Origin of the sequence: Dyadobacter alkalitolerans DSM 23607 (assembly GCF_000428845.1) — a bacterium.
In the GTDB taxonomy this organism is placed as follows: Bacteria; Bacteroidota; Bacteroidia; order Cytophagales; family Spirosomataceae; genus Dyadobacter; species Dyadobacter alkalitolerans.
Genome location: NZ_AUAS01000014.1, coordinates 193,819 through 204,081, shown reverse-complemented (window position 1 = coordinate 204,081; position 10,263 = coordinate 193,819). Strand labels below are relative to the sequence as shown.

Here is a 10,263-nt window from a genome sequence, read left to right as displayed (position 1 = left end):
GATAGGCAAAAACAGCAAGCCGACGAGCTGCTAAAAAGTGAGGAAGGCATTGTCAAACGAAAGAAGCGGTGCTATGACGTAGAACCCGTCTTTGGCAACATTAAACATAACCACGGCTTCCGCAAGTTTATGCTCCGCGGCAAACAAAAGGTCGAAATAGAGTGGGGATTGATCGCACTAGCCCAGAATATCAGGAAAAGGGCGGCCTAGGAGGGCTGTTTACGCGCCTACCTGGCAAATCCAGTAAGCTAGCTTTTAACGGCGGATTTTGAATCTTAATTCTCAGTTACAAAAACCAGAAACGAAAGAGGGTGCCCCATTTTGAAATGAGACACCCTCTTTTAATTAAATAACCGTTAAAAGTTATTTTGAAGATTTTGCTGCTGCTTTCGGAACAACTTCACCATTCAGGTATAATGTAATCGAACCTCCTTCGGTGTTGCTGAAAACAGTTACAGGCTTATTAAACGGACCTGCTGCGGCTGCGTTGAATGTAGCTTTTACAGAACCTGTTTTACCTGGAAGCACGGGGTCTTTTGACCAAACCGGCGTTGTACATCCGCAAGATACGGTTACGTTAGAAAGTACAACCGGATCGGAACCTGTGTTAGTAAATACAAACTCGTGTGTTACAGGCGTTCCTTGTGGTACTTTACCAAATTTGTGCGTTTCTTCTTTGAATTTCAACACACCTTTTTGCGCAAAACTAACGGTGGACAAGCCTACCAATAAAACCAGCGCGGAAAAAAATACTTTCATGATACTAACTATACATTTAGTGGTGAAAAAAGTAACTAGCAAACAAGATTAAGTTATAAAACTTAAATTTAATAATCATTAACCAATATTAACAATGCGGCCGAAAGTTATACGCACTGCTGCGGTGTTTATTATTTTCCTGCATAATTTTGGCTTGCATTCAAAAAAACGTAATTTAACTACGGATTAATTCCAAGTAAATTTTGCTTATGCTTCAGAATGATAGTTTGACCGGTTCCAGTGTGTTGAGTAAGGAGAGTATCACCAAAGACTATCGCCTTGCGTGCGAAAGTCGTCAGGTGAGTTTGCTGGGAAGGAAGGACACAATGGGTGGACGTTCGAAATTTGGCATTTTTGGAGATGGTAAGGAAGTAGCTCAGATCGCATTATCGAGGGCCTTTCAGCTGGGTGATTTTCGCTCGGGATACTACCGTGACCAGACCATTGAGGCGGCGCTTGGTAACATTACATGGCAACAGTTTTTTGCACAAATGTACGCCCACGCCGATCTCGAACACGAGCCTAGCACAGGCGGGAGGTCCATGAACGGCCATTTTTCTACGCGGTGGCTGGACGAAGACGGGCAGTGGCTGGACCAGACAAAACTCTATAATTCAGTTTGCGATATTTCTTCTACGGCAGGCCAGATTCCACGCGCCGTGGGGCTTGCATATGCTTCAAAATTATTCAGGAACAATAGAGACCTGCACGATCTGACCAACTTTACACGTCAGGGAAATGAAATTGTTTTCGCAACGATCGGTGACGCTTCCACTTCTCAGGGCATGTTCCTGGAAGCAATGAATGCTGCCGGTGTTTTGCAAATTCCATTGCTGACTTCGGTTTGGGATGATGGCTATGGTATCTCGGTTCCTGTTGAATATCAAACTACAAAGTCCAGCATTTCCAAAGCGCTGGCAGGTTTGCAACGCAATGAGGAAGAGCCGGGATTGGAAATATTTACTGTAAAAGGCTGGGATTATCCGGCCATTATCGAGACATACCAGCGGGCCGCAGCGCTCTGCCGGGAAGAGCAGGTTCCTGTTTTAGTCCATGTTACCGAGCTCACGCAACCACAGGGACATTCCACTTCGGGCTCTCACGAGAGATACAAATCCAAGCAGCGCCTGAAATGGGAAAACGACCAGGACTGCAATGTGATATTCAGGAACTGGATCCTGCAAAATGGTTATGCAACGGATGAAGAACTGGAACAGATAGAGATTGAGGCCAAGGAAACTGCTCATAGCGCCCGTAACCAGGCCTGGCAGGCTTATCGCAAGGAACTGGATAAAGAATATCTCGAAACGATCCAGCTCCTGCAGGATGCTATGCGTTCAAGCGCACATGCCAATGAACTGAGTAATATAGTCCTGGAACTCTCCAAAACGTATTTACCGGTAAGACGGGATATGGTTTCCAGCATTCGAAAAGCATTGCGGTTGCTCGGCAGAGAAGATAATCCGTCGAAAGATGCACTCAAAGCGTCCCTTCAACATAGCCTGAAAGACAATGCACAGCGTTTCAGCACCCATCTTTACAGCGATTCTGCCGACTCGCCACTAAATGTCCCCCCGGTAAAACCCGAATTTTCCGAAGAAAGCCCGACCGTTGATGGCCGTGAGGTCATTCGTTCTTATTTTAATGCGCTTTTCGAAAGAGATCCGCGCGTGGTAACATTGGGTGAAGACGTCGGTTTCATTGGAGATGTAAATCAGGGGTTAGCCGGCTTACAGGAAAAATTCGGTGAATTAAGAATTACAGACACCGGAATCCGGGAAGCGACGATCGTAGGCCAGGGAATTGGCATGGCCATGCGCGGATTGAGACCGATTGTGGAGATTCAATATTTTGACTACATCTATTACGCACTGGCAACGCTCACAGACGACCTGGCTACATTGCGTTACCGAACAGCTGGTGGCCAAAAAGCGCCATTGATCATTCGTACACGCGGGCACAGGCTTGAAGGAATCTGGCACTCGGGTTCCCCGATGGGCACGATGCTGAGCAGCCTCCGCGGAATCCATGTTATTGTGCCCAGAAACTTTGTGCAGGCCGCAGGATTTTACAATACATTAATCAAAGGCGACGATCCGGCGCTGATCGTTGAACCACTAAATTCTTACCGTCAAAAAGAAATTCTCCCAGATAATATTGGCGAAATCTGCGTCCCATTGGGCGAACCTGAAATAATTCGTGAAGGAAATGACATTACCATTGTGACCTACGGCTCAATGTGCCGTATAGTAATGGAAGCCGCTGCTCAATTGCAAAAATCAGGCATTGAAGCAGAGGTTATTGATGTGCAGACCTTGTTGCCATTTGACATTCACAGCCGCATTGCGGAATCTGTCAAGAAAACCAACAGGGTTATTTTCGCTGACGAAGATTTGCCGGGAAGCGCTTCTGCTTATATGATGCAGCAAGTGGTTGAGAAGCAAAATGCTTATCGCTGGCTGGATTCTGCACCCATAACCGTTTCGGCGAAAGATCACCGTCCTCCTTATGGGTCGGATGGAGATTATTTCTCTAAACCAAATGCAGATGACATCTTTGAAGCAGCTTATCGGATCATGCAGGAAGCCAACCCGGAACATTACCCGGAGCTTTTCTAACGCGTTTAATGCTGCCTATTTCAAAATAGGAAAAAGACTTTTAGATATATTTTTAGCGGCGACCGGACTAATCATCCTGTCGCCGCTTTTTTTTATAATATCTTTCTTCCTTTGGTTTGAAACCAAAGGCAATGTGTTTTTTTGTCAGTTGAGGCCTGGATTGTATGGGAAGATTTTCACTATACACAAATTCCGGACATTAACCGATGCTCAGAGCCCATCCTGCCAACCTGATGCGACTCCTTCTATCCTGCCATTTGGCAAATTTCTACGCTGCTCTTCACTAGACGAGATCCCACAACTTTGGAATGTGCTGAAAGGCGATATGAGCCTGGTAGGACCCAGACCACTACTTCCGGAATATCTTGAACTGTATAATGCTGAACAACACAAGCGTCACGACGTCTTGCCCGGCTTAACGGGCTGGGCTCAGGTGTATGGACGCACTGCGGTCAGCTGGGAAAGGAAGTTTGAACTCGATGTCTGGTATGCAGAGAACCGTTCTTTTCAATTGGATATGAAGATTTTGTATTTGACCTTCTCAATGATTTTCAAAAAACCTGCGAAGCACACGGGGTCATCATTTGAACGGTTTAAAGGCTGAAATCGAATCATTTAACACACTTCTATAAAACCCTATGGTCATATACGGTGCAGGCGGCCACGCCAAAGTTATCATCAGCATATTACACGATGCCGACGTTGAAATTAATGCGGTTTTCGATGATGATCCTGTTCGGAAAACTTGCGCAGGTTTCCCTGTTTTACGCGCTTATGATCCGGATCTGTACCCTGATCAGCCTTTGATTTTTGCGATTGGTGATAATTTTATCCGCAAGAAACTGGCTTTGCGAGTGAGTCACTGCTTTTCAAATGCATTTCATTCTTCATGCCTCATTGATTCTGACGTGCAATTAGGTGTGGGTAATGTTGTTCTGCATCGCTCTGTTATTCAAACCGACACGACCATTGGTAACCATTGTATTATTAACACCGGCGCAATAGTCGAACATGATTGTAAGATTTCGGATTTTGTTCACATCGCTCCCGGATCGGTGCTTTGCGGCAATGTTGCTGTTGGCGAATGTACGTTAATTGGTGCAGGAAGTGTCGTCGTCCCGAATGTTAATATTGGTAAAAATTGCGTAATCGCGTCAGGAAGCGTTGTTACGAAAAACATTCCCGATGGAGCCATCGCCCGCGGAAATCCTGCCCGAATTATTAAACAAACACACTATGGAAAAGAGAATCTGGCTGTCCCCGCCACATATGGGCGGGACGGAAATGACTTACATTCAACAGGCATTTGACACAAACTGGATCGCACCGGTAGGAGCGAATGTGGATGCTTTTGAGAAGCAGATTGAGGAGTTTATCGGTTGCGGACATGTGGCAGCACTGTCATCGGGGACCGCGGCGTTGCATCTTGCATTGGATTTGCTTGGCGTTACGCGAGGGGATTTCGTGATATGTCAGTCCCTCACATTCGCAGCTAGTGCTAGCCCGATTATTTACCAAGGCGCGACGCCTATTTTTGTTGATAGCGAACCACTCACCTGGAATATTTGTCCGGATGCCTTGGAAAACGCTATCAGGCTTTGTATCAGAAAAGGCAAAAAACCCAAAGCCATCATTGCCGTGCATTTATATGGCATGCCTGCGCGTATGAATGAGATTTTAACATTATGCCATCACCACGACATTCCACTGATTGAAGACGCCGCAGAAGCACTTGGTTCTGCATACAAAGACCAAAAGGCTGGCTCATTATGCCGATTTGGTATTTTCTCTTTTAACGGAAACAAGATCCTTACGACATCGGGTGGCGGGGCTCTGTGGTCGGCCGATCCGACGGTTATTCAAAAAGCTAAGTTTTTGGCAACGCAAGCCAGAGATCCTGCACCGCATTATGCGCATTCGGTAACCGGTTACAATTATAATTTGAGTAACATTTGCGCAGGAATAGGGAGAGGACAAATGGAGGTTCTGGAAGAACGAATTGCGCAAAGACGGGCGAATTACGCATTTTATCAACGAACATTGAATGCATTACCCGGATTACAATTTCAGAATGAACCTCCTGAATGCTTTTCCAATCGCTGGTTAACAGCACTGACATTGGATTTCCACCAAACGGGAATCTCTTCGCAAACACTAATAGCAGCACTGGAATGCAAGAACATTGAATCCCGGCATTTGTGGAAACCGATGCATTTGCAGCCTGTATTTAAGGACGCGCCTTATTTCGGGGGCACCATTGGCAGTGACTTATTCCAATCGGGCATTTGCTTACCCTCCGGTTCCAGCCTGGCGGATGATGATTTGCAGCGCGTTACCCATGTTATTACCAACCTTTTTGCATAAAAAATGTCCGCGAACGATGCCGCGGACATTACCTTTTACACTGATATTGAAATGCTTACGAATTCTAATCCGCTAAAACTTCTATTTCGAATTGCAACGGTGCGTAAGGCAAAATTTTGTCGCCCCTACCGGTTTTTCCATATCCCAGTGCCGATGGGAAAATAATGATTGCTTTTTCTTTTTTGCGCAGTTTACGCAACGCACGGTCAAACCCTGCAATAGTGCCGCCTGATGAAGTTGTAAATGAGCTTGTGCCTTCATCAAACTTGGTGTCGTCCAGAAGCTTACCTACATATTTAACTCTAACCGCTTCTCCGGCTTTAATCGTATCGCCAGTTACTTTGTTCGATCTGATAATAACCAGGTTATCAGATGTCCGCTCAAAATTTTTGTAACCCTTTTTGGCAATGAGTTCATCAATCTGCTGCACTTCTGAGCGTGTTTGAATAAATTCAACTTCGAGACGGATCGGCGAATAAGCCGGAATGTTCACTTTATCCACGTTTCCGGAAGCCAGATAAAAAGGCAAAAAGAACGTTGCTTTTTCCCCCGTCTTCATCAAAAATATTCCTCTCTCAATGCCGCCCCAGAAAAGGTAACCTTCAACCGGGAAGGTAAAAGTTGTCTTACTGTCCACAGTTGACGACACCACTTTGGTCCCGTCGAGCAGATAACCTGTGTATTTAATTGTTGCAGCATCTCCTCTCTTCGCAAGCTGGCCGTTCGGGTTCGCAACGCGGGTGATGTAATAAAGGCCGGAGCTGTCTCTGATTGCTTTTGATCCCAGACTGTCTGTTTTGAGATAGTTCTCGATCGCGATCTCGTTTTCCTTCACTTTTGCCGTGTCATCCGGACCATCCGAATCCATACAACCCGACAAACCGATAAGCAGGGCAAATACGATGACCAATGATAAATTAATTCGCTTCATTTCTTTTCCTTCTTCTTTAAAATTAATGGGGACTGATACTATAAACACAGATGCTAGTAACCTTGAAATGGTTGTAATCAGGATTGAAAAAGGGAAACTTTTACATTCTTTTCGTAAAATTTACAACACGGCCTCAAGGGGCACTCCATGCATTTTGGGGTTCTGGCGACGCAAATGTAGCGCCCGTGAAGAATGAGCCAGTGATGCGCCTTATGAACGAGATCTTTGGGAATATATTTTAAAAGCTCTTTTTCAACCGCAAGTGGCGTGGTAGCCGTAAGTGGAACCAGTCCAATGCGCCGTGAAACGCGGAAAACATGGGTGTCAACAGCGATAGCAGGCTGGTTGAAGATAACGGATGCGATCACATTTGCAGTTTTCCGTCCTACGCCGGGCAGCTTTTGCAAATCATCTATGGAAGCGGGAACTTCGGAATTGAATTGCTCGACGAGCATTCTTCCCATGCCCACTAAATGTTTGGCTTTGTTATTAGGATAAGAAATGGAGCGGATGTAGGTAAAAACCTCCTCCACATTGGACGCCGCCAGTGCAACCGGATCGGGGAACCGCTCAAAAAGCGCGGGCGTAACCATGTTGACACGCTTATCTGTGCATTGCGCGGAAAGGGCTACGGCAACAAGCAACTCATAAGGACTTCCGTAGTGCAGCTCGGTCTCAGGTTCAGGGAAGTTATTGGTAAAATAATCAAGGAAGAACTTGAATCGGTCTTTTCTAAGCATAGGGAAATCCTGCCTGCAAATTAATACAGGCGGTTACAAATAAATTAAAAGACCCACCCTCTTAAAAAGAAAGAGCGGTGGGTCTTTTTGGTGAAAATTGTCGGGAGTATTTGAAAACTTTCGCAACCGACGAATCCGAAGGGGTCCGAACGATTTTATCCATCTGGCTCTGAATGTCGAGCGAGTCCAGGTAAAAGCTCATCAAATCATTGTCAAGCGCTAGGGCCTCAACAATCAGGTCATTTTCAGTCTCTGTTGTTTCGGCATATAAATACCTTACAACGTCATCGTAGGTAAAAGTTTTTGTCATACTGTGGGGCACGTTGGTTGAATTGCTTACGCAAGTTTATCAACGCGTAACGCATCCTGCCCAATGCCGTATTAATACTCACTCCTGTTGCATCGGCAATTTCCTGAAAACTCATGTCCTCATAGTGGCGCATGATCAAGACCTGCTTCTGAACATCAGGTAACCGCTGGATCATCTCCCGCAGCTGCTCATGTGTTTCCTGACGAATCTGGATTGACTCTACGGAATCCTCCGAAAAATCCAGCGTATTGAAAACACTGCTTCCATCTTCAAATACTACATTGGGGTAGCGTTTATCGCGTCTGAAATAATCAATGGCGAGGTTGTGTGCGATACGTATAATCCATGGCAGGAACTTGCCTTCATCATTATATCTACCACCTTTTATCGTGTCAACGGCCTTTATAAATGTATCCTGTAATAAATCCTCGGCTACATACTGGTCCTTGACAATCAGGTAAATAGTGGTGTATATTCTTGATTTATGGCGCTGAACAAGCTTTTCAAATGCCTTTTCATTACCGCGGATATACAATGTTACCAACTCACTGTCGCTAACTTGGACTTTCTCCATTTTACTATTCGATTTAGTTAACGTAGAGCGGTTCGTCGATATTGTTTCTCCTTTCTGTTTAGTGAAATATTGAACTGTCTTTTCTGTATTTTGAATTATACATATCAAAGAAATGGATTTGAAAAAGAATTTGCAAATCTTTAGGTTTCTTTTTTTTGTAAAATAAATTTCATTAACAACTGTTAACAACAAACCCCTCTTTTGAAGAATATACGTGTACTGGCTGTACGCTGTGTTCCTATTGCAATAATTAATAGAACTTATCAAATGACATACGACCCGGTTATGCCGTTTGGATCACTTCTTATTTTTTATTTATGAATTTTGGCGAATAAAAATTAAATTTCACTTTTCTAATAAAATTTGAATTTTTACCAGATATGAAATACCGGCATCTTTTCTTTGATCTGGACCATACACTTTGGGATTTTGAAAGAAATTCTTCCGAATCGCTGGAAGAAATTTTTCATACGCTGACCCTGATTCAGTATGGCGTATCGTCTTTGGACTCGTTTATCCAGTCTTTTTTGAAGATAAATACTGCATTGTGGGACGCATTTGATCGCGGAACTGTGCACCATACCTATATACGTGAAAACAGGTTCAAGATGGTATTTGAAGAACTCGGCGCCGACTTGCCTCCTAATCACACTGAAATCGGCGAGGCCTATCTTCGAACACTGCCGGATAAGAAGCATTTGCTGGAAGGCGCGCTCGATCTGCTGAATTATGCGAATTCGGCTGGCTATTCCATGCACATCATTACGAATGGTTTTAACGAAATCCAGGCGAGGAAGATCGCGAGCTCAGAAATTGGTCACTTTTTTGAGAACATCATTACGTTTGACACGGCAAACGCCAAAAAGCCGGATCCTAAAATTTTCGCTTACGCATTGGAAACGGCCCGGGCAGTGCCATCGGAGAGCATTATGATCGGGGATAACTGGGTGGCCGACATTATGGGTGCGAAGCAATTCGGCATGGATACGGTTTTTTACAATCCCGCCGGGCTGCAATTTGACGAGAGCCCTACTTACGATATCAGGCGCCTGGAAGAACTGATGCTGATCCTTTAAACTTCCTCTTCGTAAAAAGTGACGTTTTTCTCGCGCAGAAATTGCTTGATCACGTCCACATGCACGCATTGGCCCACATTCAGGAAAGGATAATTAGAAACCCTTTTCCTTTGTCCTTCCGTTGTCACTTCCCTGTTCACCTGGTCAAATCCTAAATGCAAGTGGCGCGTGGAGCTTTGCATGCCGTAAATGACCCCATTTGTGTCAAAAAGCGGCCCGCCACTTTGTCCTCTCAATCCGGGAGTGCTCATTTCAATGCCTACCACACCATTGCTCTCACCGATGTGACGTGTAATAATGCCGTCGATCGGGAAGCTGGGCGTGTTGATGCGGCCTGCTTTGAGCCACTCAATGTCACCTGTGTTTTTGTTGTATTGGTAATTGGTAAATTCCGGAAACGGATAACCTAAGCGGCAAAGGTATCGTCCTTGTTTTACAAGTCTGGAATCTTTTAAAAAACGCGCATAACCCTGATATTGCTTGCTGTCATAATCCCGGAACTGAATGATCGCCAGGTCCTGAGTCGGGTGCAGGTGAATGGCCAGGCCTTTATAGGCCGTAACACAGTTGATAAAATTAAAAAGTATCCGGATCGGGTTATCGTTGCTGATCCTATATTTGGTTTCCAGAAACGCGCGCTGTGTTTCCAGCCCGGGATCTTTCTCAAATTTTCTAAGCTCTCCTTTAAATTTGAGGTAATTTTCATAAATGGAGCTGGCATACAAGATCTGCTGCGCCACATGCCGACAGGTGATCGCAAAGCCATTTTCATTTACAAAAAACAATGTAGCAGTGCCCGGCACAATGTCGCTGCCGGTGTAATAACGCAGTATAAAATGAATGGGACGGGTGTACTGATCTACTTTTTCAATAGCTTCAACAAACATAAGG

The 10,263-nt window shown here is 44.9% G+C and carries 12 protein-coding genes; 6 read left to right on the top strand and 6 right to left on the bottom strand.

Annotation, left to right across the window (positions count from 1 at the left end; translation table 11 throughout):
* On the top strand, window positions 1-210 hold a 210-nt coding region (locus tag G395_RS0122015; protein WP_026628752.1), incomplete at its 5' end, for a transposase.
* A 153-nt stretch (window positions 211-363) separates the two neighbouring features.
* On the opposite strand, the gene G395_RS0122010 is transcribed toward G395_RS0122015, so the two are convergent.
* On the bottom strand, window positions 364-759 hold the full coding sequence (locus G395_RS0122010; protein ID WP_026632059.1) for a DUF1573 domain-containing protein: 396 nt from the start codon (window positions 757-759) through the stop codon (window positions 364-366).
* 209 nt (window positions 760-968) lie between these two features.
* On the opposite strand from G395_RS0122010, the gene G395_RS0122005 reads away from it, so the two are divergent.
* From G395_RS0122005 to G395_RS0121990, 4 genes are read left to right on the top strand one after another with little or no spacing between them, the layout of a single operon-like run.
* Window positions 969-3,377, top strand: a complete 2,409-nt coding sequence (locus G395_RS0122005) for an alpha-ketoacid dehydrogenase subunit alpha/beta (protein ID WP_026632058.1) — start codon at window positions 969-971, stop codon at window positions 3,375-3,377.
* Complete coding sequence (locus G395_RS0122000; RefSeq protein ID WP_157486771.1) at window positions 3,307-3,981, top strand: sugar transferase; 675 nt, start codon at window positions 3,307-3,309, stop codon at window positions 3,979-3,981. Before G395_RS0122005 ends, G395_RS0122000 begins: the two co-directional genes overlap by 71 nt.
* A 34-nt stretch (window positions 3,982-4,015) precedes the next feature.
* Window positions 4,016-4,687, top strand: a complete 672-nt coding sequence (locus tag G395_RS29940) for an acetyltransferase (protein WP_084439763.1) — start codon at window positions 4,016-4,018, stop codon at window positions 4,685-4,687.
* Window positions 4,614-5,741, top strand: a complete 1,128-nt coding sequence (locus G395_RS0121990) for a DegT/DnrJ/EryC1/StrS family aminotransferase (protein WP_026632056.1) — start codon at window positions 4,614-4,616, stop codon at window positions 5,739-5,741. The genes G395_RS29940 and G395_RS0121990 overlap by 74 nt, the downstream gene beginning before the upstream one ends.
* Before the next feature lie 64 nt (window positions 5,742-5,805).
* On the opposite strand, the gene G395_RS0121985 is transcribed toward G395_RS0121990, so the two are convergent.
* The 4 genes from G395_RS0121985 to G395_RS0121970 all read right to left on the bottom strand — a co-directional run bounded on the left by G395_RS0121985 (window position 5,806) and on the right by G395_RS0121970 (window position 8,296).
* On the bottom strand, window positions 5,806-6,672 hold the full coding sequence (locus G395_RS0121985; RefSeq protein ID WP_026632055.1) for an FKBP-type peptidyl-prolyl cis-trans isomerase: 867 nt from the start codon (window positions 6,670-6,672) through the stop codon (window positions 5,806-5,808).
* Between the two features lie 77 nt (window positions 6,673-6,749).
* Window positions 6,750-7,412 carry an endonuclease III gene (gene nth, locus G395_RS0121980; RefSeq protein WP_035361866.1) on the bottom strand — a complete coding sequence of 221 codons (663 nt, stop codon included), beginning with the start codon at window positions 7,410-7,412 and terminating at the stop codon, window positions 6,750-6,752.
* Window positions 7,413-7,473: 61 nt separating this feature from the next.
* A complete protein-coding gene (locus tag G395_RS0121975; protein ID WP_026632053.1) occupies window positions 7,474-7,722 on the bottom strand; it encodes a hypothetical protein in 249 nt (82 codons plus the stop codon).
* Window positions 7,697-8,296, bottom strand: a complete 600-nt coding sequence (locus G395_RS0121970; RefSeq protein WP_026632052.1) for an RNA polymerase sigma factor — start codon at window positions 8,294-8,296, stop codon at window positions 7,697-7,699. Before G395_RS0121970 ends, G395_RS0121975 begins: the two co-directional genes overlap by 26 nt.
* A 380-nt stretch (window positions 8,297-8,676) precedes the next feature.
* On the opposite strand from G395_RS0121970, the gene G395_RS0121965 reads away from it, so the two are divergent.
* A complete protein-coding gene (locus G395_RS0121965) occupies window positions 8,677-9,372 on the top strand; it encodes a YjjG family noncanonical pyrimidine nucleotidase (RefSeq protein ID WP_026632051.1) in 696 nt (231 codons plus the stop codon).
* Here G395_RS0121965 and G395_RS0121960 read toward each other — a convergent pair.
* Window positions 9,369-10,259: a S1 family peptidase gene (locus tag G395_RS0121960; protein ID WP_026632050.1), complete on the bottom strand. Its 891-nt coding sequence runs from the start codon at window positions 10,257-10,259 to the stop codon at window positions 9,369-9,371. The genes G395_RS0121965 and G395_RS0121960 overlap by 4 nt on opposite strands.
* Between the last annotated feature and the right edge of the window lie 4 nt (window positions 10,260-10,263).

Coding starts and splice junctions, on each gene's coding strand:
- G395_RS29940 (WP_084439763.1), top strand. CDS start 4,016: ATGGTCATATACGGTGCAGGCGGCCACGCCAAAGTTATCATCAGCATA.
- G395_RS0121985 (WP_026632055.1), bottom strand. CDS start 6,672: ATGAAGCGAATTAATTTATCATTGGTCATCGTATTTGCCCTGCTTATC.
- G395_RS0121965 (WP_026632051.1), top strand. CDS start 8,677: ATGAAATACCGGCATCTTTTCTTTGATCTGGACCATACACTTTGGGAT.
- nth (WP_035361866.1), bottom strand. CDS start 7,412: ATGCTTAGAAAAGACCGATTCAAGTTCTTCCTTGATTATTTTACCAAT.
- G395_RS0122010 (WP_026632059.1), bottom strand. CDS start 759: ATGAAAGTATTTTTTTCCGCGCTGGTTTTATTGGTAGGCTTGTCCACC.
- G395_RS0121990 (WP_026632056.1), top strand. CDS start 4,614: ATGGAAAAGAGAATCTGGCTGTCCCCGCCACATATGGGCGGGACGGAA.
- G395_RS0122000 (WP_157486771.1), top strand. CDS start 3,307: ATGACATCTTTGAAGCAGCTTATCGGATCATGCAGGAAGCCAACCCGG.
- G395_RS0122005 (WP_026632058.1), top strand. CDS start 969: ATGCTTCAGAATGATAGTTTGACCGGTTCCAGTGTGTTGAGTAAGGAG.
- G395_RS0121960 (WP_026632050.1), bottom strand. CDS start 10,259: ATGTTTGTTGAAGCTATTGAAAAAGTAGATCAGTACACCCGTCCCATT.
- G395_RS0121975 (WP_026632053.1), bottom strand. CDS start 7,722: ATGACAAAAACTTTTACCTACGATGACGTTGTAAGGTATTTATATGCC.
- G395_RS0121970 (WP_026632052.1), bottom strand. CDS start 8,296: ATGGAGAAAGTCCAAGTTAGCGACAGTGAGTTGGTAACATTGTATATC.